Genomic DNA, 25,219 nt, shown 5'->3' with positions numbered 1-25,219 from the left:
TCAGATCAAAAAAAAGAGATCACCCAGGCTGTTTGGTCCGTTTAGGGGATCCCCCGAACTGAAAGAAAAAAACCAGCTTATTCAGACACTGTTGGGCAACAGAAAATGAGATTCTTGAATCACGTCAGGACCGGGTACAGCACCATGCAAGCCATTCAGTTACACGCCACACCGCAGCACGACTATCGTTTCCCCGAAACGGTTGAATTGCTGCAGGTTGCCGCGCCGTTGATAGAAAGAGAAACCGATCTGGACGACGCCTTGGCCGTGATTGTGCATGCGGTTCGTCAAAGCAAAAACCCCCACGCCATGGATGCGCTGGGCACCCTGCTTGCCTACATGGAAACCCTTGAGAAAAAACAGGGAACATTGAGCGGCACCGACCCTTGGGTGACACTGGCCAATCCGCTTACCATGAGCCTCTGACGTATCGGCGAGCCCGAACTGTGATCAACAGCACCAAGCCCTGAACCAGGAACCCGATTCCACTCCACATTGGCAAAGACAAACCCAACAACGGTGGATATTCTTCTGTACACAAGCCATCGGCCGTGAACATGTCTGACCAATACTGCACCCAGGGCAAAGCATTTAACGTGTTTTGTAAAGGATCAACCCCGCAGGTTTGCATGGGGTTGGACAAAACCCACACATGGTAAAAAGCCACCCCAGCACCTGCCAAAAAGCCGGTTGTGGTCAGCAGTACAAACAGACGGGAAAAAATACTTCCTCGACTGCTTGAAGCAATGCCCAAAAAACCAAGTGCGGTGACCACGTAGGCATAGCGTTGCACAATGCACAAGGGACAAGGAAACCACTCCTTGCTGATCTGAAAGAAAAGCGCGGCAGCCAAGGCACCCACACTGATCGAAAACCCAAGGAAGGCCCAAGGTCGGGCTGATGAATATCGCATTTTTATTGCTTGTTTTGAACCCATTCCTGGGTGGATTGAAAAATCCCGGCCATCGCTGTCAGGTATCGGCGGGTGTTCTCATCAATCGGATTGTGTTCCATGCACAAAAACACAAACCTCAACTTTTTGAACCCGATGGTTCCTGCGGCACCCGCGCTACGGTGCGCCAGGGACTTGAACGCCTTCTCATCCATGGAAAATGGATCGAACCCCGGGACCGACCAGACTTCACGGGTTTCTTCAAAAAACTCCTGGGCAAATTCCTGAAGCATCTCAAGACCCAGTTCGCTTTCCAGGCGACCCCATTGATCGTCATCAATCAGGGGCTGTTGTTCAAGTTCTTGTTCGGAATACATGGCGAATACTCATCGATTGTTGTGTTTTTTTAATTCGTACTTGAAGGATACTATTTCATTGCTCAAATATGCACATCAAAAGCCTATACTAAACTGCACTTGATCAATTTTCATATCCACACGACATGAACAACGCTTTAGAACAACTGAAAAAAGCCACCACCGTGGTGGCTGACACCGGAGACTTTCAGTCCATTGCCGCTTTTTTGCCGCAAGACGCCACCACCAATCCATCCCTGATTCTAAAGGCCGTACAGAAGCCCCAATACCTGCCATTGCTGGAGCAAGTGAAGCTAAAGTATGGCCACGAACCGATCGAGTTGCAAACTGACCGCCTATTGGTAGTTTTTGGTACCCAAATTCTGAGAATAATTCCTGGCCGGGTTTCAACAGAAGTGGATGCACGGCTTAGCTTTGACACAGAAGCCACAATTGCACGCGCAAAACGAATCGTGTCGCTGTACAAGGCAGAAGGTGTTGACACCGAAAAACGTCTGTTAATAAAAATTGCATCAACCTGGGAAGGCATTCAGGCCGCAAAATTGTTGGAAGCCGAAGGAATCCGCTGCAACCTGACCTTGCTGTTTTCACCGATTCAGGCGCATGCATGCGCGCAAGCTGGCGTGAAACTGATTTCCCCTTTTGTGGGGCGAATTTACGACTGGCACAAAAAATCCGCAGGCAACAGCTGGGATGAAGCTGCCAATGCTGGTGTGAACGACCCCGGCGTGAGATCGGTACGGCGCATTTACGCTTACTTCAAACAAAATGGCATTCGCACCGAAGTGATGGGCGCAAGCTTTCGCAACGCCGCGCAAATCAAGGCGCTGGCAGGCTGCGACCTGTTGACCATCAGCCCTGAATTACTTGCTGAACTGCGGGCAGACGACTCGACGCTAAATGCTGAATTGAACACAGAGTGGGCGCTTGCTCAGCCGCGAGAAACATTCCCAGACGGTGAGGCGGCGTTTCGCTTTGAATTGAATGCCGATGCCATGGGCACGGAAAAACTGGCGGAAGGCATTCGGGCGTTTGTGAAAGACTCGATGACGCTGGATGAGTTGTTGAAGGCTTGAGGGGTTTGTGAAGTCGCATGCCTGTTTTCTATAGGGCACTTCCGAAGTTGCATGCCCTGAGCCAGCATCAAACACGGGGAATTCGACTTGATCCAGGCAGAATGAATGGCGCGCTGCAAATCAAGAATCACAACACCCCATCATCCGCCATACGCTGAATTTCTTCAGCAGAATACCCCAGGTCAGCCAACACCTGCGCATTGTGCTCACCCAATTGGGGGCCAAGCCAACGTGTTTGTCCCGGTGTGTCGCTCAGCTTGGGCACAATGCCCGGCACTTTCAAAGTGCGGCCCTCGCCAAACGCATGCTCTTCGATCATGCCGCGCGCCGCAAATTGCGGGTCGCGCACAATGTCTTCAATGCTGTAAATTTTGCTGACGGGCACATCGGCTTTTTCAAGCACATCAAGTGCAAGGTCTATGCTGCGTTCCCTGCACCATTGGGCAATGGTGTTGTCGATCAATTCGGTGTTGCGAACCCGGCCATCGTTGCTGGCCATGTCGGGACTTTCAGCGAAATCAGTGCGACCAATCGCCATCATCAGGCGCTTGAAAATGGCATCTCCATTGCCTCCAATCACGATGAAACCACCACAACCGCAGCTGTAGGTGTTGGAAGGCACAATGCCGGGCAAGCTCGCACCTGAACGTTTGCGCACCACGCCTGCGAAATCATATTCAGGCAAAAGGCTTTCCATCATGTTGAACACCGACTCATACAGGGCCACGTCCACCACCTGCCCCTTGCCCGTTTTGTGGCGGTGCTGAAGTGCCATCAGCGCACCGATCACGGCATGCAAACCGGCCAGTGAATCACCAATGGAAATACCCACGCGCACAGGTGGGCGGTCGGTGTCGCCGCTCAAAAACCGCATTCCACCAACGGATTCGGCAATGGCACCAAAGCCCGGGCGATCTTTGTAAGGGCCGGTTTGCCCGTAGCCGCTTAAGCGCACCACAATCAGGCCGGGGTTGATGGCCTGCAGCTGTTCCGGGCTGAAGCCCCATTTTTCCAGTTGACCGGGACGAAAGTTTTCTACCAGCATGTCCGCACTTTCAATCAGCTTGCGCAACACGACCAGCCCGTCTTCGGTCTTTAAATTCAGGGTGATTGATTTTTTGTTGCGGGCCTGCACAGCCCACCAAAGCGAATTGCCCTCGTGCAACACACGCCATTTGCGTATTGGGTCGCCACTGCCGGGCGTTTCAACCTTGATCACTTCCGCACCAAATTCACCGAGCATGCGGCTGGCAAATGGCCCTGCAATCAGCGAGCCCAATTCAAGCACGCGAATACCGGCCAGTGGGCCATTGTTTGTGGGTGCGGCGTTGTTGGTTTGGTCAGTCATGGGGGCAAAATGTCAGTCGAGATCGGAACCCAACTGGCGGCGATCCAGCAACGCCCGCGCCACCGTGCTGGGGTCGGTGTATTCAAGCTCGCCACCAATGGGCACACCACGTGCAAGGCGACTTACTTTCAGTGCCATGCGGCGAATTCGGTCCGTGAGGAACACCGCCGTGGCCTCGCCTTCGTTGGTGAAGTTGGTGGCCAAAATCACTTCTTTCACCTCGCTGTCGTCAAGCCGCTGGCTGAGTTTAGGCCAGTCCAGCGATTCCGGGCGCACACCGTCCAAGGGCGACGCACGGCCCATCAACACGTAGTAAAACCCGCGGTAAGTTTGGGTGGCCTCAATGGCGGCCAGATCGGCAGGGGTTTCAACCACACACAGCAAGCCGGGGTTGCGGCGTGTGTCGGTACAAATGGAACACACATCGGCATGGCAAAAGTTGTTGCACATGCTGCAATGGCGAATTTCAGCCACCGCCCTCAGTAACGATTCGCCCAAAGCCGTTGCGGCCTGGCGATCGTTTTGCAGCAGGTGAAAAGCCAGGCGTTGCGCCGACTTTGGGCCCACGCCGGGCAAGCGTTTGAGCGCCTGCACCAAGTCAAGCAAAGGGTCGAGGCCATCGAAGGCGTCAAACGCGGAACGGCTCATGAGTGGTGCTTAAAATGGCATCTTGAAGCCGGGGGGCATGGGGAAACCAGCAGTGACTGAAGACATTTTTTCAGTCATGGTGGCTTCGGCCTTGCGCACGGCATCGTTGAACGCGGCAGCCACCAGATCTTCCAGCATGTCTTTGTCTTCGCCCAACAGGGACGGGTCAATGGTGATTCGCTTGCAGTCGTGCTTGCAGGTCATCACAACCTTCACCATGCCACCGCCCGATTGGCCTTCCACTTCCAGGGCACCAATTTCGGCCTGCATTTTGGCCATTTTGTCTTGCATTTGCTGGGCTTGTTTCATCAAGCCGGCCAGTTGGCCTTTCATCATGTTCATATCAAATTCTCTCCTGTCAAATATCGGCTGGGCCCGTGTTGCTCAGCGTACGTTCTGAACCTGAGACCACAGTTGCGCCCATCAAGTTCTGAATGTCTTTCAAAAACGGGTCTTCCTGCAAGGCTTGCTTGGCACCATCAAGGGCCTGCCTGCGGGTTTCGCTTTGCACAGCATGTGCAGTTTGTTGCACTTCACCGAACCGCACCTGCAAACGCACGGTGCAGCCATAATATTGACTCAGCGCACTTTCAAGGCGGGTCACCATGCTGGGTTCAGTGTAGGTTTTAATGGCAGTGCGCAATACAATTTGCAGCGTATCGCCTTCTCGGCTGGCTTCAACAAGTTCGGCCTGCACCAGCGCCTGGCGGGTCAAACCCTTGGCTGGCACTTCCTGCGAGACCTGCGGCCAGTTGGCAGCACTGGGTAAATCGCCGCTGGCTGATTGGGTATAAGCCGGTTGTGGCTTGGATACGGGTGCAGGTGCAGGTGCAGCGGGTTGCGATTGGGCCACTGGCAAATCATCCGCTGTGTCCCACGGCGGCGACTCATCGAATTCATCTGCCAAAACTGGCGGCGCTGCTTTGGGTACCTCCGGAACGGGCACCGTGGCTTTCACTGCAAGTGGAGCCAAAGGCATGGCGCGCGCAACCGCCCCCTGCCCGCCCGGCTTGAAAGCCAGCATGCGCACCAACGCCATGGAAAAACCAATCGATTCTTCCGGAGCCAAATGCAATTCCGCGCGAGCGTGGGTGGCAATTTGATAAATCAGTTGCAGGTCTTCGGCACCAAAGGCACCTTGCAGGTTTTGCAGGGCCGCTTGGTCGGGGTCGTCGGCATCAAGCCCGCCCGCGAAATGCACCACAGAAAGCCGGTAAGCAATGGCGGCCAGTTCATCCAGAATGGCGCCAAACGGCGCACTGGCTGTGGCCAGCGCATTGCTCAATTCAAGCAGCGCCTTGCCATCGCCTTGGGCCAAGGCTTGCAGCAACTGGTGCACCACTTGCTGGTCGACTGCGCCCAGCATGGTTCGCACCGTTTCTTCGCCCACATGGCCTGCACTGTAGGCAATGGCCTGGTCGGTCAGTGAAAGCGCATCGCGCACACTGCCGCGCGCCGCCTTGGCCAACAGGCGCAAGGCACCGGGCTCAAAGGCAATTTTTTCCTCGGAAAGAATGTGGGCAAGGTGGTCGGCCAACTGGTCGGGCGGCAACTGGCGCAGGGCAAATTGCAGGCAACGCGACAACACGGTTGCGGGAATTTTTTGCGGATCGGTGGTGGCCAGAATAAACAGCACATGCCCCGGCGGTTCTTCCAGCGTTTTCAGCATGGCATTGAACGCACTCGTTGACAGCATGTGCACTTCGTCGATCACATACACTTTGTAGCGGCCTGCGGTGGGCGCGTACATGGCGTTTTCAAGCAAGGCGCGCATTTCATCCACGCGCGTGTTGGTGGCCGCGTCCACTTCCAGCAAATCGACAAAACGACCCTGGCTGATTTCAACGCAGGCTTGGCATTTGCCGCAAGGCGTGCGGCTGATGCCCTGCTCGCAATTCACTGCGCGGGCCAGAATTCGGGCGATTGTGGTTTTGCCCACACCGCGGGTACCGGTAAACAGATAGGCGTGGTGGAGACGTTGATTGTCGAGCGCGTGGGAAAGGGCTTTGACCACATGGGCCTGGCCCACCAGCGAATCAAAGTCTCGCGGTCGCCATTTTCGAGCCAAAGCCTGAGAAACTGTTTGATTCATTCAGATTGGGTCCACGTTTGTGTCCACGGTTGATTCCGCGCTGGGTCCAACAAATTAAGAGGCGAGCCAGAACCCCGGCACTGACTTCACGGTTGTGGCTGCTTCCTTCCGGACCTGACCAGGTTGGCCGCTACGCCATGCGGGGAGGCCCGCCAGACTGAATTCTACACCGAAGTCAGCCAGTGAACTTCGCCATGCCGGTCAATCAGTGCAGCTTGTGTGGGAGCAGGCTTGTTGCCCTTATTCAGGGTTAAGTCAACTAAACCTACGTATTCAAGCACTTGCTGGGTGTAGCCCTGCAAATTGCCTGAATTAACCGCCCATTTGTAGTCCAGCACCAGAAATTGTTCGTCCAATTCAAGCACCCGGTCGGCCCGAAGTGAACGACCGTCGCCCTGCACCCATTCCAGTTCATTGAATACACGATTATTGCAGGCACTGGCACCGTGCAACCAAGGCTGCAAGTCCGTTTTATCCACCAGCAAACGGCACGCTTGTTCCACATGCTGCAATTCGTCGTCCTGCAAGGGCCGAAATACCGCTTCACAACGCACCTGCACTTGCGCCCACCATACACCGAACGGTGTTTCTGCCAGTTCATCCACCCATTCAAGCGCGGCATGCCAGGCAGTGCCCTTGCGCAGTTCAGGCGAGGTAATGCGGGGCACCGCTTTTCCAACCGGTGTGTTTAAGGCCTGCAACACCGGAAACTGCGGGCGTAACCACACAGCAGGTGGATCGAACAAACCAGCCAGCTCAATTTGGGCAGAACCCTGACTGGGCGCGTCAGCGGCGCTTTCCAGCGCTGGCCATGTGTCGTGCACTTGTGTGGCAAAAGGCAAAAGTCGTTCATACCAGCCTTTGCTGGCCCCGCGTTTTTCACTGCCGCTGAGGTGAATGGAATGCCGCGCACGGGTTAGCGCCACATACAGCAGATGGTCTTCTTCGTCGGCATAGGCCTGTTGCTCGATTGTTTGTGCAGCTGCACGACCAGGGCTGGTGTTGCTCAAATTGCCCATCACCGTGACTGAATTCGGGTGCGATTCACCCAAGGCCCAATCAATCAGCAGGCCCGCATTGCTGCCGCCGGGTTTGGGCGATGAATTTGCGTCGAACAACCACACGTGGTCGGCCTCCAGGCCCTTGGCAGAATGCACGGTCATGATGCGCAACACATCGGGGTTGCTGGCCGCACCTTCGCTGTCTGAACTGGCGTAGGTTTGCAGTTTCACGGCCTCATCAAAAGCCTGCTGCAAACTCGGGAAACGCCCCTTGTTCAAACCCAGCGCCCAAGCCTTCAACCAATCCCAATGCTCGGCCATCATGACCCGCTGGCGCGGCGAGGCTGAATTCAAATATTTTTCAGATGCCTGGGTATCGGCCACCACCCTGGACAAGGTTTCAAAAAGCGGCAAAGCCCGCGCCATGCCCAGCCAATTCGAAAGCTGTGCATGCAAAGCCACCCACGGCTTTTCATGTTGCCCGGCCAACACTTCAAGCGTGCCCCACACGGTGGTGGTTTGTGTGGTTTTACCCGCGTGAATCAGTGTTTGAAACTGGGCTGAAGAAAGCCCAATGAGCGGGCAACGCAACAATTGCAGCAAGTGCAAATTGGCATGTGGATCGTTCAAAAAGCCCAACAGCGCAATGGTGTCTGACCACACTTGCGAGGTGTAACGCTCGCCCTTGTCCTTAATGGTGTAAGCCAACCCCGCTTCACGTAAAGCAGACATTAACGGCACACCACTTTTGTGGGCGCGCACCAGTACCATCACTTCACTTAAATTCTTGATACTGCCATTGCCCAACCACTGTTGCAGGGTGTGCACCACACGCTTGGCTTCATCGGGGCCTGCTTCTTCTTTCAACAGCTTGGGGTAAATGCTCAAACCACGCAGCGTTGAATCGCTGCCATCGGCCAAACTGGTGTGCGCACGGAAGGCGGTTTGACCCCGCGTTTGCCCTTGCTCAAATACGTTGTTGACCACATCGACCACCGCTTGCGCACAACGCCGTGTTGAATCCGATTCCAGCGTTTTGGCTGCGAAATTTTCAACCAGCCAGGTGCGCGCGTGGTTAAACAAACGCGCTTCCGCCCGGCGAAAACGGTAAATGGATTGCTTGGGGTCGCCCACCAAAAACACGCTGGGTTTGTCATCGCCGCTGTAGTCTTGCAGCCACAGCTTCAAAATATTCCATTGCACCGGGTTGGTGTCTTGAAATTCATCCACCAACAAATGACGCACGCGGGTGTCGAGTTTTTGTTGCATGTAGGCGCGTTGCTCATCATTCATCAACATGCACAAAGCAGTGGCTTCAAGGTCATCGAAATCACACAAACCCTGTTCAAGCTTGATCGACTTGTAAGTGTCAAAAAGCGGTTCGATCAATTGGGCCAAAGCAGCCGTGGCCTGCATGTCGAGCTGGTCTTTTTCAAGTTGCAAAGCCTGCGCAGTTTGCTGGGCCAAACCTTCCAGCGTTTGCACATATTCCGTTTCATCCACTGCGGCTTTTTGGGCGGCCGTGGGTTTGCTGAAGGTTTTACTCGGCTCATTTTTAGAGGTTAAACAAACTGCTTTCAGCTGTTCAAACACATCCCCTGCATCGCCACCTTCCCGCAATGCGGTCAGCGCCTTTTCTATTTCCACAGCATTGCCCTGTTGCTTGGCTGTGCCCAAGGCCAACCAGCGCGCAGCTTGCTGCCATTGTTCCCGGTAATTCCGGTTTTTCAACACTTCAACAGGCCATTGCTCGCCCTCATCAATTCCAAACACCATGTTCAGGGGCGGCGCTTCACTGTTGTGCAACCACAGGCTACAGGCCACGCGATTGGTCAGCGCATGCTGCAGCACCTGGCGCACCACGGTGCGATCCATTTGCAAAGCCAGTGTGTCAAAGGCTTGCAGCAATTCCGATTGTTCATTCAGCAAATTGGCCGTGAACACATCAATGGCCATGTCCATCCAGAACAGGGTTTGATCGGTGGGTTCGCTTTGCCTTGAAAAGCCGCTGGCCAACGGTGCCATTTGGCAAAGCGACGCAAACCAACCGTGAAAAGTGTCAATGGTCACCCCACGAGAATTGGTCAACACCTCGCCCGCCAGCGCACGTGCTTTTTTCAGGTTGGCATCATTGGCCACGGCGCCGCGTTCAGTCAACAAGGCGCTCAACTTGTCGTCACTCAACAAGGCGCATTCACGCAACAAGCCAAACAGGCGTTCCTGCATTTCCTGCGCGGCTTTGCGTGTGAAGGTAATCGCCAAGATTTGATCGGGCCGTGCACCATCGAGCAACAAACGAAACAGACGTGCGGTGAGCAACCAGGTTTTGCCACTGCCCGCGCAGGCTTCCACCACCACACTGTTAGCAGGGTTGCAGGCAATCGATGTGAAATCACTCATCCTCACCCTCCTCGCCTGCCATGCCTTCATTGAATGCGGGGTGCGTTTCTGGCCTGCACACGCCACGCACTGCGCAGTATTCACAAGCATCGCCGGGGTTGGCTTGCCACACAGCCCTGCCTTCAAAAAATAAATTCAGCTCACTGGCCAGTCCACTAAGCAACACATCGCCCCACGACTCGAAACCCTGCTCGCGGTATTCGTCGCTCAATGGGGGAAAACTGACCCAGTCCACTTTGTCTTTGTGCAAACCCAGAAAATCAAGTTGTGCACCGGGGCTGCTCAACATGGCTTGGTACGCGGGCAATTGGGGTTGGCTCAAAGGATCAGCCAATCTTTTTTTCAACACCGTGGGGTTGGTGAATTTGATGTCTGCAATGGCCAGTGCATCGCCGCGTGTGTCCAGCCTGTCAACCCTGCCTTTCAATATGAGCAAAGCACCGCCAGGTTGCAATACAAGTGTGTGTTCCACCTGCTGTTCTGCGCCCTTGAATTGCCAACCCTGAATTTGACGTTCCATCAATTTACCGGCAAGGCGCGGCACAATTTGATCGAAAAATTTCAGGAAGGGATAAACCGTGGCTTGATCTGGCAACTGCAGCTGGTTCCACACCAATTGGGCCTGTTCCAGCAGCGCTTGTTTCCAGGCTTGCAGTTGGTTCACTGGCTGGCCAGGCAAGGCCATGTGCTGTGCTGTTTTTTCCAACACTTTGTGTACAAAAATACCGCGCAATTGTTCATAGCGCATAGCGCCTTGTTCACGCTGCTGCGGCCAAGGCAAGGCATGTTTCAAACCGAAGCGCAGGCGACAAGCCACCCAGTCGTCCAGTGCGGTCACGCGGATTGAATCAGGCATGGACCCCGCATTGCCCAAAGCGGTAATTTGCAAAGCGTGTTCGGGCTGCTCCCGCACTTCAATTTCAAGGCTGAGGGGGGTGCGGTGCCACTGGCTCGACCAATGTTGGGCAAGGCTTTCAGAATCTCGCAGCACAATGTCCAGCCAGGTCAATTCGGGCAACAACATTTCAGGCTTGCCGGCCACCTGTGCGCTGTGCACCAGCGTTACTTCGCCACTGTGCAACAGCAATTCATACAAGGCAGAAATTTTTTGAATGCGTGCCAGGCGGGGGCCGGGAAACCCCAATTCCTGCGCCACGGCAGGTGGCAGCAAACCGGGCGGGCTTTCCTGAAAATGTGATTGCGCACACCCCAATACCAGCACTCGCTTGAATCGGCGCATGCGGGTACTTAACAGCGGCACCATGCGCACGGGGCTTTCAATGTCCAGCGGGCGGAAGCGCTGCGACTCGGCCCAACTGCGCCAAGCGGCCAAAAATTCCTGCGCATCAAATTCTGTTTGGGCAGGCACCTGCCGCATCAAGCCCAGCACGGCCAACAACTGCTGCCCTGCTTCGTCAGGCTGCAAAGCCGCGTCCAAACCATGCTTTTTAAACAAGGCCATGAAAGCACCCGCCCATTGCGCCAGGGTGTAGCGGCTGCCTGTTTTGCCAAAAGCCCAAGGCTCCAGGTGTTCAAGCATCAAACCGGTAAAGGGCTGGGTAATTGAAGTTAACTGCCCATGCTCTACAAACTGTTGCAACAAATGGTCAAACCAGCCCGCCACATTCGACGTGGACAAACGCCAACCCGTGCGGTCGTCTACCAGTACACCCACATCGGCCAGCAAACCCACCATGCGGCGCGCAGCCAAGCGATCAAGCACAGCCACGGCTATTTCAGTGGCGGGGTCTGCGCGCAACCATTCCAGAATTTGATGGGCCGCTTGCTGGGCCTGTGTGGTTTCGTCGGGCGCTACCTGCAACACCACAGGGCTGGGCTGTGCATCAAAGCGACTTGCACCCAAAGCTTGCCAGGGTTGGGGGCCTTCAATGGCGGGCAGCTTGAAAACCTGCACAGGCACCTCGGGGTAGAACAGTTCCAGCCACAGGCCGGGCACGGTTTCGCCGTCGTCAAACCACACCACGTGCTGGGGCGGTTTGCCCATGGGTTCGGCCGGTTTGGGCAACAGGTCCATCAACTCGGCCGCGTAGGTTTGGGCCAGGGTGGCCACCACCTGCGCCTCTTCGGCAGCAAAAGCGTTGTTCTCTGAATACTCAGCCAGCACACTTGTGTTGCGTTTTTGCACCAGTACCTGTCGCAGTGCCAACTCCAGGTATTCCTGCGCCAAGCCCCACAACTGCGAGGGCGATGAACCACCGCCCAGCAAAGGCAACTGACGCAACACACCCACCAAATCGGCTTGCAAGGCCAGCCAAGGCCCCATGGCAGCAGGTTGGCTTAAACGGTCTGCGGTTTGAACCCAAGGCCCCAAGGCCGCCTGGCCTTGGTTGTACAAGGCCCAATGGCGCTTGAACGTTGCGACCGTTTCGATGCGTGGCATGATCCACAACACCGACGACGGATCGTGCCCGGCTTGTTCAAGCCAGCCAAAGGCCTCATCGAAGACGCTGAAGAAAAATGGATCAATATTGATGGGGGGTTGGATCAAAACGCGTGTTTGGTTTGTGTTTCAGTTCAATTTCGCTGTACCATTCAGAATAGCATTTTCTTAAATGAAGAACTTTCATTGTCTGCGTGTGTGCTTTAACCACCCGGATGCGCTTTGTGAATACCCCCCCAAAGCACTTTACCCAGTAGAGGATTTAAATGAGCAGTGACTTGATCAAACACGTCAGTGACGCATCTTTCGACGGCGACGTCTTGAAAACTGACGGCCCTGTGCTTGTCGATTACTGGGCCGAATGGTGTGGCCCTTGCAAAATGATCGCTCCGATTCTGGACGATTTGTCGACGGAATACCAAGGCAAATTGCAAATTGCCAAAATGAATGTGGATGAGAATGCCGACACGCCTGCCAAATATGGCATTCGCGGCATTCCAACCCTGATGTTGTTTAAAAATGGTGCTGTGGTAGCCACGAAAGTGGGTGCCTTGTCGAAATCTCAGTTGTCTGCGTTTATCGAAAGCCATCTGTAATACAATATTAGCGAAGTTGCCCGGCTTGGTGCCGGGCTTCAAAAAACCCTCACCGCAGTAAAACCCCCACCCTTCGTTAACCTGTTTACCTCGCGGCATTCGCCAACTACACAAATAGCCAAACATGTATCTATCTGAACTAAAAACGCAACACGTCTCTGCCCTGCTCGAAGTGGCTGGCGGCCTTGAAATTGAAAACGCCAACCGCATGCGCAAACAGGAATTGATGTTCGCGATTCTGAAAAAACGCGCCAAGAACGGCGAACAGATTTTCGGTGACGGTGTACTGGAAGTGCTGCCCGATGGCTTTGGCTTTCTGCGCTCGCCGGAAACATCCTACCTGGCCAGCCCCGACGACATTTACATTTCCCCCAGCCAGATTCGCCGCTTCAACCTGCACACAGGTGACGGCATTGAAGGCGAAGTTCGCACCCCAAAAGATGGCGAACGTTATTTTGCGCTGGTGAAAGTTGACAAGGTAAACGGCGAAGCGCCTGAAGCCAGCAAGCACAAAATTCTGTTTGAAAACCTGACACCACTGCACCCAAACCAGCCCCTGAAGCTGGAACGCGAGATGCGCGGCGAGGAAAACAACACGGGCCGAATCATCGACTTGGTTGCCCCAATCGGCAAAGGCCAGCGTGGCTTGCTGGTGGCGCCGCCCAAATCGGGTAAAACAGTGATGCTGCAACATATTGCGCACGCCATTACAGCCAACCACCCCGACATCACCCTGATCGTGCTGCTGATCGACGAGCGCCCGGAAGAAGTAACCGAGATGATGCGTTCAGTGCGTGGCGAAGTAATTGCCTCCACATTCGATGAACCCGCAACCCGCCACGTGCAAGTGGCTGAAATGGTGATCGAGAAAGCCAAGCGCCTGGTTGAACACAAGCGCGACGTGGTGATTCTGCTTGATTCCATTACCCGTCTGGCCCGTGCGTACAACACCGTAGTGCCTTCATCAGGCAAGGTATTGACCGGTGGTGTAGACGCCAACGCCCTGCACCGCCCCAAGCGTTTCTTCGGCGCGGCCCGTAACATTGAAGAAGGCGGATCACTGACCATCATCGCCACGGCACTGGTTGACACCGGCAGCCGCATGGACGAAGTGATTTACGAAGAATTCAAGGGCACCGGCAACATGGAAATTCACATGGAACGCCGCATGGCGGAAAAGCGTGTGTACCCTGCCATCAACATCAACCGTTCTTCCACACGTCGCGAAGAACTGCTGATCAAGCCCGATTTGCTTCAGAAGATTTGGCTGCTGCGCCGCCTGCTGCACGACATGGACGAAATTGCTGCGATGGAATTCCTGATGGACAAAATCCGTCAGACCAAGAACAACGCAGAATTCTTCGAGATGATGAAGAAGTAATCCTTCGAGGTGAAGCGAGGTAATCCTTGTCACTTCTCAAGTTTATTCAATAACATTTGGCATTTTGGATACTCTCTGAAATGCCAAATGACCAATCCTGTTTGCCCAATCGTGCAACGATTGGCACGCCAAGCAGGAGATACTTCGTATGCCTTGTCAGCTTGGCACTCTGTGCCTGCCAAGCCCCCACTTCCAACCCGACTCAACTTTCCTCCCTCAGCAGTCCTTCGAACGAACTGGCTGCGACTTGGAGTGAATCAAGTGCGGGAGCCACCACCGGTTTTGTATATCGCCTGCATGTGCATCAAAAGAATACCTCGACCCCGCTTACAGATGACAATTCAATCCTGAGAACAAGCAGTATTGTGGACACTGCGCTGCGATGGGAATCAGACAATATTCTGCAAATTGATTGTCTTCGTGGCGATGTCTATTTCTGGATCAACAGAAGCGCTGTCGGCGATCAGAACATCCGGGCTGAACTGACCAGCAAATGCCCCAAGAATACATTGGACCAATGGATCTACCTTGAACAAGGCACTTCGACTGACAACGTTCCTGAGATTGTTTCCAAAGATCCTCGGGTACAGCAAATACTGAGCGGTGGCAACAAAGTGGCGCAAACCACTGTGGGTTTGCGTGTGCTCTACAACACAGAAAAAGTAAAAGAAGTGATACATATTCGTGCTGACTAGCTAGTCACAATCAAAACCGGCACAATCAAGCAACCACCCACCAAGGAGCGTTTGAATGAATCGCGTACTGTCTGTTTTCACTTTGCTGTCTGCGCTTGTATTGAGCGGCTGCGGTTACAACACCTTTCAAACCACCGATGAACAGGTGAATGCCGCGTGGGCTGAAGTGCTGAACCAATACCAGCGCCGTGCAGACCTGGTGCCCAACCTGGTGAATGTGGTGAAAGCCGAAGCGAATTTCGAGCAGGAAACATTGACCCAGGTGGTTGAAGCACGCTCGAGGGCCACCTCGATTCAAGCCACACCGGAACTGATCAACGACCCGCAAGCCTTTAACAAATTTCAGCAGGCCCAGGGCGAACTGACAGGTGCATTGTCTCGCCTGCTGCTGATCACCGAGAACTACCCCAACCTGAAAGCCAATCAGGCGTTCCGCGACTTGCAGGCTCAACTGGAAGGCACAGAAAACCGCATTGCCGTGGCGCGCAACCGCTACATCAAGGCGGTACAGGAGTACAACGTGACAGTGCGCTCATTCCCCAGCAACCTGACCGCCATGGTGATGGGTTACAGCGTCAAACCCAGTTTCACGGTTGAAAACGAAGCAGTCATTTCCAAGCCGCCCACAGTCGACTTCGGCACCAAGTGATGCATAAAACGCACCTCACCTTGGTCCGCTTGTGCCTGTGCGCAATCATTCTGCTTGCCCCGGGTTTGCTGAAAGCCGAGGTGGCGGTGCCTGCATTGACCGCGCAAGTAGTCGACAGCACAGGCACCTTAAGCAATGAACAACAAGCGGCCTTGATCCAGAAGTTGCAGGAATTTGAAGCCGCCAAAGGCAGTCAAATTGCCGTGCTGCTGGTGCAAACCACGCAACCGGAACCCATTGAGCAGTACGCGCTGCGCGTGGCTGAAAGCTGGAAAATTGGTCGCAAAGGCGTCGACGACGGCGCAATTCTGGTGGTGGCTTTGCAAGACCGAGCGCTTCGCATCGAGGTGGGTTACGGCCTGGAGGGTGCGCTGACTGACATCACATCCAAACGCATCATTGAAGAAATTATCATTCCGCAGTTTCGCCAGGGCGACGTTGTGGGCGGAGTGACGGCTGGTGTGGATCAAATGATTCGGGTGATTGAAGGCGAACCACTGCCTGAACCTTCGCCTGCCAACACAAGCAACGGTGGCAACCCGATTGAAGACATTGCGCCCGTGGTGTTGATGCTTGCACTGTTTCTGGGTGGTTTTTTGCGCAAAGCAATTGGCAAACTTCCGGCGGCACTGGCCACAGGTGGTGTGGTGTTTGTGGTGGCCTGGCTGTTTGCAGGCACAATAATCATCGCCATTCTGGCTGCCGTGGTGGCAGCATTTCTGACCCTGTTTGGCAACGCCGGTGGCATGATTGGCGGGCGCGGTGGCTTTGGCTCCGGGCGTGGCGGTGGCGGTGGCTTCAGCGGTGGAGGGGGTGGCTTTGGTGGCGGCGGCGCTTCGGGAAGGTGGTAGGCATGGATTTCAAACGCATTCTGAAACACCTGATGACCACGGAGCGGCACGTGCGCAAAATTTTCACGCGCACACACCTTGAACACATTGCGCATTCCATTCAAGCCAGCGAAACACAGCACAGCGGAGAAATTCGTTTTGCCGTGGAAAGCGCTTTGGAATTGCAGGCGCTGCTCGACAGGGAAACGCCTCGACAACGCGCCATCGAGGTGTTCAGCGAATTGCATGTGTGGGACACCGAACTGAACAACGGCGTGCTGATTTATGTTCTGCTGGCCGACCACGCCATTGAAATTGTCGCCGATCGCGGCATTCACGCCAAAGTGGACAGCCGGTACTGGGAAGAATTATGCCAAGCCATTGAAGCCGCGTTTGCGCAGGGGCACTACGAAGAAGGCGTGAAGGCGTGTATTGCGGCGGTAAACAACAAGCTAATTGAACACTTTCCGCACGATGGGGGCGGCAAGAACGAGCTTCCCGACACCCCGGTGATCATTGCTTAAGCCACGAACCTGCCAAGCGCCTTGATACGAAAAAATCAGACTGATTTTCTTCCTGGATGCATGGCACGCAGCGTGATGATCTGGGTCAGATTCACCAGGGTTTTTGTCATCATCCGGTTCCAGATCAAATCCACCATGCCTGCCTTGAACACAATCCGTTTGGCCGCTGTTGCCAAGCCTGGCTTCAAATAAAACAGGTAGCGCCAAGTCACCAAGGTGGCATCTTCGCCGTCTTTCTCAAATTCAAAAGATCCCTTGGCGTGATCAAGCCAGCTCAACATAGGTTGGCTAAAGCCGGTGCCCCGATAAACAAATTGCCTGTTGGGCACAAAGGCCAGTAATTCTTCATCAATTACCGCGCCACCCTTGAAGGTGATGCGTTGAATATCACCGACCTCATTGAACAACTTACCCTGAATCATTTCTATGTTGGTAATTGGGGCAATCACCGAGTCACTGTGAATGTACTCATTCGCCCTTAATCGTGTGTACAGGGCAAAACAATCGGCCAATGGCACGGGAATGCGACATGAACGCTGGATCATCAAGGGTGCTTGGGTCACAATGATTCCTCTTTTTGTAGTTGGGTGCTGCGCATGTTCACACGTTTCTTTCCGATACTGACAAAACTCAAGGCACTTAAAAACCATGGTCGCCTGATGTGGCATGCCTTTCGGCATGCCGACACACCAAAATGGATCAAAGGCATCATGCTGGCCGTGGTGGTTTACCTGTTCAGCCCGATTGACCTGATCCCCGACTTTCTGGTGCTGCTCGGTATTACCGACGACCTGGTCGTGGTCAGCGGTGCCATGTGGTTTTTGGGCAAAGTGATTCCGGAGAAAGTTAAAAACAGCCTTCCGATGACACAACCCGACAACACAGGAACAACAAACAATACCACCAGCAAGCACCCAGCAGTGGTCAGAAGCAGTGTACTAAAACCTTTTGGCCTGTTGTTGCTGGCCATGTTGTTGATTGCGGCGCTGGGAAGCCACCCATGGGTTCAGGCGCAATTTTCAAACATTGCCACATTCTTCTGAGAAAAATAAAAAAGCCCGGTGATTTCTCACCGGGCTTTCAAACTTCTCAAGCCCTGCTTTTCGATGAAGCAGTAGTTATTGTTGAACAGTCAATCAGTGACCGGTTGCAACACCCGCACCACGTGGGGTACGAACATCTTCAACCAAGTGCTGAATGTGCTCAGGCGGTGGTGCTGTCACCTTGCTGACCATGTAGGCAATCAGGAAGTTGGCGATTGCGCCAACCGTACCGAAGGCTTCTGGCGTAATGCCGAAGAAGCCGTTGGTGCCGCCCACCAGTTCAACGTACTCGGTGCCTTTGATGAACAAGATGCCTTTGTGTGCGAACACATAGAACAGGGTCACGCCCAAACCAGTCAACATGCCCACGATTGCGCCTGTGGAGTTCATCTTCTTGGAGAAGATGCCCATCATGATCACAGGGAACAGTGAAGATGCTGCAATACCGAAGGCCAAAGCCACAGTACCTGCCGCAAAGCCCGGAGGATTCAAGCCCAGGTAACCGGCCAGAACAATCGCACCGGCCATGGAAATTTTACCAGCCAGCAATTCGTTCTTTTCAGAAATACCAGGATTAAACACACCCTTGATCAAGTCATGCGACACGGCAGACGAAATCGCCAACAACAAACCAGCAGCTGTGGACAAGGCGGCAGCCAAACCACCGGCAGCCACCAAGGCAATGACCCAGTTGGGCAACAATGCAATTTCAGGGTTTGCCAATACCATAATGTCGGCATTCACTGTCATTTCACTGCCCTTCCAGCCAGCAGCCTCAGCCTTGGCAAGGAACTCTGGGTTTTTGGAGGCATCGTTGTAGTATTGAATGCGACCATCGCCGTTCTTGTCGTCAAACTTCAACAGACCTGTGGTTTCCCAACGTCCCATCCATGCGGGTTTCTGGTCGTTTGGCAACTGTGCTTCAGGTGCAAACAAGTCACCGCCTGTGACCACATTGGTGTTGACTGTGGCATGCAGGTTGTAACGGGCCATCGCGCCAACTGCGGGTGCTGTGGTGTACAGAATTGCAATGAATACCAGCGCCCAGCCAGCCGATGAACGTGCGTCTTTCACTGTAGGTACAGTGAAGAAACGAATGATCACGTGGGGCAGACCCGCAGTACCAATCATCAAACTGATGGTGTAGAAGAAAGTGTTCAGATAGCTACCCGCCGGTGTGGTGGTGTAGGTGCTGAAACCAAGGTCGGTCACCACTTTGTCCAAGGTGGCCAGCATGGGTTGGCCGTTGGCCAGCATGTCGGAACCCAGACCCAGTTGTGGCAAGGGGTTGCCAGTCAGGTTCAGTGAAATAAAGATAGCAGGAATGGTGTAGGCGAAAATCAGCACGACGTACTGCGCAATCTGCGTGTAAGTAATGCCCTTCATGCCGCCAAACACAGCGTACATGAACACAATGCCCATACCCACGTAAATACCCACCTCAGCAGACACACCCAGGAATCGGGAGAAAGCCACACCCACACCGGTCATCTGTCCAATTACGTAAGTAATGGAAGCAACCAGCAAACAGATCACGGCCACTGTTCGGGCTGTGTTGGAGTAGTAACGATCACCAATGAACTGGGGCACCGTGAACTTGCCGAACTTGCGCAAATAAGGGGCCAGCAACATCGCCAGCAACACATAACCACCGGTCCAGCCCATCAGGAATACAGAACCACCGTAACCCATGTTGGCAATCAAACCAGCCATTGAAATGAACGAAGCGGCCGACATCCAGTCCGCCGCAGTCGCCATGCCGTTGGCCACGGGGTGTACACCACCGCCAGCCACATAAAATTCACCCGTGCTGCCCGCACGAGCCCAGAACGCAATACCGAGGTACAGCGAGAAACTCAAACCCACGATGACGTAGGTGATTGTTTGCAAATCCATTAGCAATCTCCTTAGTTTTCGTGGACGTCGTGTTCGCGGTCAATCTGACCCATTTTCTTCGCATAGTAGAAAATGAGAACAATGAATACGTAAATAGAACCTTGTTGGGCAAACCAGAAGCCCAGTGGATAACCACCGATGCTGAATTGATTGAGTTGCTCAACAAACAAAATACCAGCGCCGTAAGAAACCAGAAACCACACGATCATGATTTTGGTCAACAGGCTGATTGTCGCTTTCCAGTAGGCATCACCGCCATTTGGGTTGCTCATCGCTTGTCTCCTTTTTAAGGTTGTTGTTAACCGCAGGCAAGGAATACGAAGTCACATCCCTCCCAGCCCAGGCTTGCATCCGAGTATCAGAGCGAAAACTTACGCCAAACTGAAAGCGGTACAGATACCTTGGTTCAGCTTCAAACAGTGGACTTCTGGGCGCTCTGCAGACCACGCAACACGGTGAATTCTTTTGTAAACTCTTCGAAGCGACCTTGTTCGATCGCTTCGCGCATTTCACGCATCAATTCCAGGTAGTAGTGCAGGTTGTGCATGGTGTTCAAATGCGCACCCAGAATTTCCTTGCTGCGGTCCAGGTGATGCAAATACGCGCGCGAGAAATTCTTGCAGGTGTAACAAGTGCAGGTGGTATCAAGCGGACTTTCATCGTTGCGAAATTTGGCATTGCGAATGCGAATGTCGCCAGTGCGTGTAAACAGCCATCCATTGCGTGCATTGCGAGTGGGCATTACACAATCAAACATGTCGATGCCCTGCCCCACCGCATTCACCAAATCTTCGGGCGTGCCCACGCCCATCAGGTAACGCGGCTTGTTTTGCGGAAGCTTGGGGGCCGTGTGCGCCAAAATGCGTTGCATGTCGTCTTTCGGCTCACCCACGGACAAACCACCAATGGCATATCCGTCAAAGCCTATTTCTTCCAGACCTTGCAGCGAAATATCACGCAGGTCTTCGTACATGCCGCCTTGCACAATGCCAAACAAACCGTTGTTGTTGCCCAGCGCATCGAATGAATCGCGCGAACGGCGCGCCCAGCGCATGGACATTTCCATGGACAAGCGCGCCTCGGTGTGGGTAGCGGGGTACGGCGTACACTCATCGAAAATCATCACAATGTCGGAATTCAGCACGGTTTGAATGCGCATGCTTTCCTCGGGCGTGAGGAATAATTTGTCGCCATTCACTGGGCTGCGAAAGTGCACACCCTCTTCCTTGATTTTGCGCATGGCCCCAAGGCTGAACACTTGAAAGCCGCCTGAATCGGTCAAAACTGGACCTTCCCAGCCCATGAACTGGTGCAGGCCACCAAATTTTTCCATGATGTCCAGGCCAGGCCGCATCCACAAATGAAAGGTGTTGCCCAAAATAATTTGGGCATTGATTTCAGTGAGATCGCGTGGTGTCATGCCCTTCACGGTGCCATAAGTGCCCACCGGCATAAAAATCGGGGTTTGAATGACACCATGTGCCGTGGTGATTTCACCTCGACGGGCTTGGCCTGAGGTGGTTTTGAGTGTGAAAGACAATGCGCTCAAGGAAAATACCTTTTTAGAATTGGCGGTATTTTAAATCATTTCAAGCACATGGACCTGAAAACCACGATTTGAGTGCCGATTCCAGCAATTCGGGCACTTGTTTGGCACAATGGGCCCATTCGATACAAAAGAAGTACCCCCATGCAATCACCTGCAAAACCCGAATTCATTCGCGCCGAGAAACGCGAAGGCGATGCCGAACTGGATGCGCATCTGTTTCGGCAAGCGCTGGCCCAGTTTGCCACTGGTATCACCATCATCACCACAAAAAATGCCGAAGGCAAGTACGTGGGTGTTACCGCGAACTCCTTCAACTCGGTTTCCCTGCACCCGCCCTTGGTGCTGTGGAGTTTGTCCAAAAAAGCCAGCAGCCACGATGCATTCGCCGTGGCCACGCATTACGGTGTCAGCGTGCTGTCGGCCGACCAGGAAGAACTGTCGCATCACTTTTCTACGTTCAAAGGCGATCGTTTTGCGGGCCTGGAAGTGATTGAAGGTTTGGGTGGTGCACCGCTGATACCCAAGGCCTTGGCGCATTTTGAGTGCAAGGTACGCAACCGCCACGATGAAGGCGATCATTTCATTATGGTGGGCGAGGTGCTGCGCTGCGACTTTCGGGAAGGCGAGGCGCTGGTGTATAGGTCACGGAAGTACTTCCGGAACTGATCGGCAGCTGGTTTATTAGCCCACTCGTCGCGAGTCCCAATCATTCGCCTGAAAACCTGTTGATCCCTTTTTGAAGTTAACACTGACTCAACCCGCTCGACACAACTGAAGGTCGCGCGGGTTGCCGGCTGATCGCCGACCGTGGCGTGTGAACTCAAACGGGCAGGTTTTCTTGAAGGCGAAGCGATTGGAACATCGCTGCCGATTGGGCTTTGAATCCAGCAGTGAGATGCGCAGTCGTGGAGATGCGCAAGCGCCGGTGACTCAGAGCTGAACTTGAAAGTTGTCGCAGCCTGACAAGTCAGAAAACTTGCCGACTTTGCGCGCAGGGTCAAACGGTCGCGACCAGCGAAAGCCAAGCCCGACCGTGTGTTTTGGAGGGATTGGCTTAGTGCGACACCAGCAGCAAAGTTGATATGCCAAGTTTTCGGTCAGCTGTGACACTTCAAGTTCAGATCATGAATCAGAGCGTTTTTCATTGCGGAATCGGGCAACCAACGCCTCAAATCAACGCAACTTTCTTGCGCCTTGGCACCAAAATCACCGCCATCGCCCCAAGTATCAGTACCAGCGCCGCGAAGTCGGGCCACTGCGGCACTTCACCCAAAAAGAAACTGCCCGACATTACACCCACCACCGGAATGATCATGATCGACAAACTGGACACCACCGGTGGCAATGATTTGGCCAAGCTGAACCAGGCCACCTGACAAAATGCAAACACACCCAGCGCGTTGTAAAAAATTGGCCACCACTGCGACCAACCTTGCGGCAAGCCCACATCGGTGCCTTCAAACCACAACCCGACAAGGCCCATGGCAATGATGGTCGGCGGCATCATGGCGTGCGTGAACGCAAGCGCATGCAATTTCAACGGGTAGTGTCGAATCAATGTGGTGCCAAAACCCCAACTCGCCGCAGCAATCAACATCAGCACCACCCCAAGCGGGCTGCCGGCAATGGCTGCAAATTCAGAAGATAGCAACAGCATGGCAGCCACCATGGCCAGGCTTAGGCCCACCCAGCCACGCCGCCCCACCGGGTGCGCGAACATCAGGCCCGAGAGCACCGCCCACACCGGCATGGTGTAACCCAAAATGGCAGCACGGCCCGAACTCAATTCTTTCACCGCCAGAATACAGAACACGTGCCAACCAATCATGTTGGGAATACACAGCAGCGCCAGCCTGCCCCACAACTCACGCGGCACCTTCAGCGACACCTTCATTTGCCGGGCCACAAACCACATGGCCACCATGCCGAACACCATGCACAGGGTGCGGAAATGCAGGGGTGGGTATTGGGTCACCGCATACTTCATCACAGGCCAGTTCATGCCCCAAATGGCAGTAATGCCAAGGAGTAACTGGATTTGCGGTAAGGATAATTTTGCAGCAGGCACGAAAGTGAATGATCGTTCAGTCAAGCGCCCCAGTGTAGTGCATCCACCTGCAATTGCCCCTAGGGGCTTGCCCTGATCCTGTACAATAAGGCCACTTCCAACAGTTCAATTGCGCAATGGCCAGCCACCGTTTTTCCGAATTCAACACCTTCCCGCAACGCCTTGCGCACAGTTGGCAATACAGTAATTCCATGTTGTGTGTGGGCCTGGATCCCGACATTTTCCGCATGCCGGAAGGCTACGGCAGCAGCCCTGCGGAAATTGAACGCTTCTGCATGGAAATCATCAAGGCCACCGCCGAATTCGCGTGTTCATTCAAACCCCAAATTGCCTACTTTGCAGCCAACCGTGCTGAAGCAGCGCTGGAAAACATTCTGGCGTATGCCAATGAAATTGCCCCGCACGCCACCACCATTCTGGATGCCAAGCGCGGCGACATTGGCGCCACCGCCAAGCAATACGCCATTGAAGCATTCGAGCGCTATAAAGCCGACAGTGTCACGCTAAGCCCCTACATGGGCAGCGATTCCGTCGAGCCCTACCATGCGTATGCTGATCGCGGCCTGTTTCTACTGTGCCGCACGTCCAACCCCGGTGGCAACGACCTGCAATTTTTAAACACAGAAAAAAGCGAGCCGCTTTACCAAACAGTCGCCAAACTGGCCACCACCACATGGAATCCGCACCAGCAAGTGGGCCTTGTGGTGGGCGCAACCTACCCGGAAGAAATTCGCACTGTGCGCAGCATTGTGGGCGACGCACCCCTGCTAGTACCCGGCATTGGCGCCCAAGGCGGCGACCTGCCGAATACTGTGAAGAATGGGCTGTGCAGCCAAGGATGGGGCTTGTTGATCAATTCATCGCGCGCCATTTTGTACGCCAGCAACAAGGCCGATTTTGCAAGCGCCGCCGCGCTTGAAGCCCGAAACACCCGTGACGCCATACACACTGCGAAAGCCGCTGCACTTTCAGGCTAAAATCAAAGCAATACAACACCATTCATGTTCAGGTAAAAAGAGCCAAACCGGCCGGCCTGTACTGGGGAGACACGGGATGAAAATACTTCTGGCCGAGGACGACAGCTTGTTGTCCGAAGGTTTGTCGCAATCACTGCGGCAAGCCGGTTATGCAGTGGACTGCATGTTCAAGGGCAGCGACGCCGATACAGCGTTGACCACCATGAATTACGATATTCTGATACTCGACCTGGGCCTGCCCAAGATGAGTGGCCTTGAGGTGCTTCGCCGCCTGCGTGCCCGCAACAACAACATGCCCGTGCTTATTCTGACGGCTGCTGACAGTGTTGAGCAACGCGTACAGGGGCTTGATGCAGGTGCCGACGATTACATGGCCAAACCCTTCGACCTGAAAGAACTCGAAGCCCGCGTGCGTGCACTGGCACGCCGTGGCACGGGTGGTGGCGCAAGCATTTGGAAACACGGACCCTTAACCTTTGACCAGGTAGGGCGCATTGCCTACATCAATGAAGACATGCTTGACCTTTCTGCCCGTGAAGTGGGCCTGCTGGAAGTGTTGCTTCAGCGCGTTGGCCGCCTGGTCAGCAAGGATCAATTTGTAGACCACTTGTGCGAATGGGGCGAAGAGGTGAGCAACAACGCCATTGAGGTGTACATTCACCGCCTGCGCAAAAAAATTGAAGTCAACGGTGTTCGAATTGCCACAGTGCGTGGCCTGGGTTATTGCCTTGAAAAGTACACCGAGAAAGAAAGCACTCCCAATGCATAGAGCAGGT

25 protein-coding genes and 1 other RNA gene are annotated in these 25,219 nt (G+C 54.1%); 13 read left to right on the top strand and 13 right to left on the bottom strand.

The genetic code is table 11. The features are described from left to right. Positions 1 to 114: 114 nt before the first annotated feature. The gene (locus tag V7028_RS03105; protein WP_334118644.1) at positions 115 to 426 is read left to right on the top strand and encodes a hypothetical protein; all 312 of its coding nucleotides are present in this window, start codon (positions 115 to 117) and stop codon (positions 424 to 426) included. On the opposite strand, the gene V7028_RS03100 is transcribed toward V7028_RS03105, so the two are convergent. Then, positions 410 to 913: a disulfide bond formation protein B gene (locus tag V7028_RS03100; protein ID WP_334118643.1), complete on the bottom strand. Its 504-nt coding sequence runs from the start codon at positions 911 to 913 to the stop codon at positions 410 to 412. The genes V7028_RS03105 and V7028_RS03100 overlap by 17 nt on opposite strands. On the opposite strand from V7028_RS03100, the gene V7028_RS03095 reads away from it, so the two are divergent. Both V7028_RS03095 and tal read left to right on the top strand, forming a co-directional pair. Beyond that, positions 901 to 1,302 (top strand): hypothetical protein, encoded by a 402-nt coding sequence (locus V7028_RS03095; protein ID WP_334118642.1) that lies wholly within the window; start codon positions 901 to 903, stop codon positions 1,300 to 1,302. The two genes, V7028_RS03100 and V7028_RS03095, sit on opposite strands and share 13 nt — an antisense overlap. Positions 1,303 to 1,394: 92 nt before the next feature. Then, positions 1,395 to 2,345 (top strand): transaldolase, encoded by a 951-nt coding sequence (tal, locus tag V7028_RS03090; protein WP_334118641.1) that lies wholly within the window; start codon positions 1,395 to 1,397, stop codon positions 2,343 to 2,345. Between the two features lie 127 nt (positions 2,346 to 2,472). On the opposite strand, the gene V7028_RS03085 is transcribed toward tal, so the two are convergent. From V7028_RS03085 to V7028_RS03055, 7 genes are all read right to left on the bottom strand, one after another. Then, a complete protein-coding gene (locus tag V7028_RS03085; protein ID WP_334118640.1) occupies positions 2,473 to 3,693 on the bottom strand; it encodes a CaiB/BaiF CoA transferase family protein in 1,221 nt (406 codons plus the stop codon). 12 nt (positions 3,694 to 3,705) lie between these two features. Beyond that, positions 3,706 to 4,341 (bottom strand): recombination mediator RecR, encoded by a 636-nt coding sequence (recR, locus tag V7028_RS03080; protein WP_334118639.1) that lies wholly within the window; start codon positions 4,339 to 4,341, stop codon positions 3,706 to 3,708. A 9-nt stretch (positions 4,342 to 4,350) separates the two neighbouring features. Further along, a complete protein-coding gene (locus tag V7028_RS03075; protein ID WP_334118751.1) occupies positions 4,351 to 4,677 on the bottom strand; it encodes a YbaB/EbfC family nucleoid-associated protein in 327 nt (108 codons plus the stop codon). 22 nt (positions 4,678 to 4,699) lie between these two features. Further along, positions 4,700 to 6,433 carry a DNA polymerase III subunit gamma/tau gene (gene dnaX, locus V7028_RS03070; RefSeq protein ID WP_334118638.1) on the bottom strand — a complete coding sequence of 578 codons (1,734 nt, stop codon included), beginning with the start codon at positions 6,431 to 6,433 and terminating at the stop codon, positions 4,700 to 4,702. Positions 6,434 to 6,490: 57 nt separating this feature from the next. After that, positions 6,491 to 6,587, bottom strand: an RNA gene (ffs, locus tag V7028_RS03065) — signal recognition particle sRNA small type. 10 nt (positions 6,588 to 6,597) lie between these two features. Further along, positions 6,598 to 9,834 (bottom strand): UvrD-helicase domain-containing protein, encoded by a 3,237-nt coding sequence (locus V7028_RS03060; RefSeq protein ID WP_334118637.1) that lies wholly within the window; start codon positions 9,832 to 9,834, stop codon positions 6,598 to 6,600. Further along, the gene (locus tag V7028_RS03055; protein WP_334118636.1) at positions 9,827 to 12,343 is read right to left on the bottom strand and encodes a PD-(D/E)XK nuclease family protein; all 2,517 of its coding nucleotides are present in this window, start codon (positions 12,341 to 12,343) and stop codon (positions 9,827 to 9,829) included. Before V7028_RS03055 ends, V7028_RS03060 begins: the two co-directional genes overlap by 8 nt. 158 nt (positions 12,344 to 12,501) lie before the next feature. Between V7028_RS03055 and trxA the strand changes: the two genes are divergently transcribed. The 6 genes from trxA to V7028_RS03025 all read left to right on the top strand — a co-directional run bounded on the left by trxA (position 12,502) and on the right by V7028_RS03025 (position 16,910). Then, positions 12,502 to 12,831 (top strand): thioredoxin TrxA, encoded by a 330-nt coding sequence (gene trxA / locus V7028_RS03050; RefSeq protein WP_334118635.1) that lies wholly within the window; start codon positions 12,502 to 12,504, stop codon positions 12,829 to 12,831. A gap of 124 nt (positions 12,832 to 12,955) precedes the next feature. Further along, entirely contained in the window at positions 12,956 to 14,212 is a 1,257-nt protein-coding gene (rho, locus tag V7028_RS03045; protein WP_334118634.1) for a transcription termination factor Rho, read from the top strand. 365 nt (positions 14,213 to 14,577) lie between these two features. Next, entirely contained in the window at positions 14,578 to 14,907 is a 330-nt protein-coding gene (locus V7028_RS03040) for a hypothetical protein (RefSeq protein ID WP_334118633.1), read from the top strand. 55 nt (positions 14,908 to 14,962) lie between these two features. After that, the gene (locus V7028_RS03035; protein WP_334118632.1) at positions 14,963 to 15,556 is read left to right on the top strand and encodes a LemA family protein; all 594 of its coding nucleotides are present in this window, start codon (positions 14,963 to 14,965) and stop codon (positions 15,554 to 15,556) included. Next, positions 15,556 to 16,407, top strand: coding sequence for a TPM domain-containing protein (locus V7028_RS03030; protein WP_334118631.1), 852 nt, complete (start codon positions 15,556 to 15,558; stop codon positions 16,405 to 16,407). The genes V7028_RS03035 and V7028_RS03030 overlap by 1 nt, the downstream gene beginning before the upstream one ends. A 2-nt stretch (positions 16,408 to 16,409) precedes the next feature. Further along, the gene (locus tag V7028_RS03025; protein WP_334118630.1) at positions 16,410 to 16,910 is read left to right on the top strand and encodes a TPM domain-containing protein; all 501 of its coding nucleotides are present in this window, start codon (positions 16,410 to 16,412) and stop codon (positions 16,908 to 16,910) included. A 35-nt stretch (positions 16,911 to 16,945) separates the two neighbouring features. Here the strand turns inward: V7028_RS03025 and V7028_RS03020 are convergent, their stop codons facing one another. Then, entirely contained in the window at positions 16,946 to 17,473 is a 528-nt protein-coding gene (locus V7028_RS03020) for a hypothetical protein (RefSeq protein WP_334118629.1), read from the bottom strand. A 33-nt stretch (positions 17,474 to 17,506) separates the two neighbouring features. Here V7028_RS03020 and V7028_RS03015 point away from each other — a divergent pair, with 33 nt between their 5' ends. Next, a complete protein-coding gene (locus V7028_RS03015) occupies positions 17,507 to 17,953 on the top strand; it encodes a YkvA family protein (protein ID WP_334118628.1) in 447 nt (148 codons plus the stop codon). A gap of 93 nt (positions 17,954 to 18,046) precedes the next feature. On the opposite strand, the gene V7028_RS03010 is transcribed toward V7028_RS03015, so the two are convergent. The 3 genes from V7028_RS03010 to tgt all read right to left on the bottom strand — a co-directional run bounded on the left by V7028_RS03010 (position 18,047) and on the right by tgt (position 21,398). Next, positions 18,047 to 19,849, bottom strand: coding sequence for a sodium:solute symporter family protein (locus V7028_RS03010; protein ID WP_334118627.1), 1,803 nt, complete (start codon positions 19,847 to 19,849; stop codon positions 18,047 to 18,049). Between the two features lie 11 nt (positions 19,850 to 19,860). Then, complete coding sequence (locus V7028_RS03005; RefSeq protein ID WP_334118626.1) at positions 19,861 to 20,121, bottom strand: DUF4212 domain-containing protein; 261 nt, start codon at positions 20,119 to 20,121, stop codon at positions 19,861 to 19,863. A gap of 140 nt (positions 20,122 to 20,261) precedes the next feature. After that, positions 20,262 to 21,398: a tRNA guanosine(34) transglycosylase Tgt gene (gene tgt, locus V7028_RS03000; RefSeq protein ID WP_334118625.1), complete on the bottom strand. Its 1,137-nt coding sequence runs from the start codon at positions 21,396 to 21,398 to the stop codon at positions 20,262 to 20,264. A gap of 141 nt (positions 21,399 to 21,539) precedes the next feature. On the opposite strand from tgt, the gene V7028_RS02995 reads away from it, so the two are divergent. Beyond that, a complete protein-coding gene (locus V7028_RS02995) occupies positions 21,540 to 22,064 on the top strand; it encodes a flavin reductase family protein (protein ID WP_334118624.1) in 525 nt (174 codons plus the stop codon). Positions 22,065 to 22,566: 502 nt separating this feature from the next. Here V7028_RS02995 and V7028_RS02990 read toward each other — a convergent pair. Then, positions 22,567 to 23,466: a DMT family transporter gene (locus V7028_RS02990; protein ID WP_334118750.1), complete on the bottom strand. Its 900-nt coding sequence runs from the start codon at positions 23,464 to 23,466 to the stop codon at positions 22,567 to 22,569. A gap of 116 nt (positions 23,467 to 23,582) precedes the next feature. Here V7028_RS02990 and pyrF point away from each other — a divergent pair, with 116 nt between their 5' ends. Both pyrF and V7028_RS02980 read left to right on the top strand, forming a co-directional pair. After that, complete coding sequence (gene pyrF / locus V7028_RS02985; protein WP_334118623.1) at positions 23,583 to 24,443, top strand: orotidine-5'-phosphate decarboxylase; 861 nt, start codon at positions 23,583 to 23,585, stop codon at positions 24,441 to 24,443. A gap of 76 nt (positions 24,444 to 24,519) precedes the next feature. Beyond that, complete coding sequence (locus tag V7028_RS02980) at positions 24,520 to 25,212, top strand: response regulator transcription factor (protein ID WP_334118622.1); 693 nt, start codon at positions 24,520 to 24,522, stop codon at positions 25,210 to 25,212. The last annotated feature ends 7 nt before the right edge of the window (positions 25,213 to 25,219 follow it).

It is taken from the genome of Limnobacter sp., assembly GCF_036846585.1.
Lineage (GTDB): Bacteria > Pseudomonadota > Gammaproteobacteria > Burkholderiales > Burkholderiaceae_B > Limnobacter.
The sequence above is the reverse complement of the archived record's forward strand: the minus strand, read 5'-3'. Positions and strand labels throughout refer to the sequence as shown.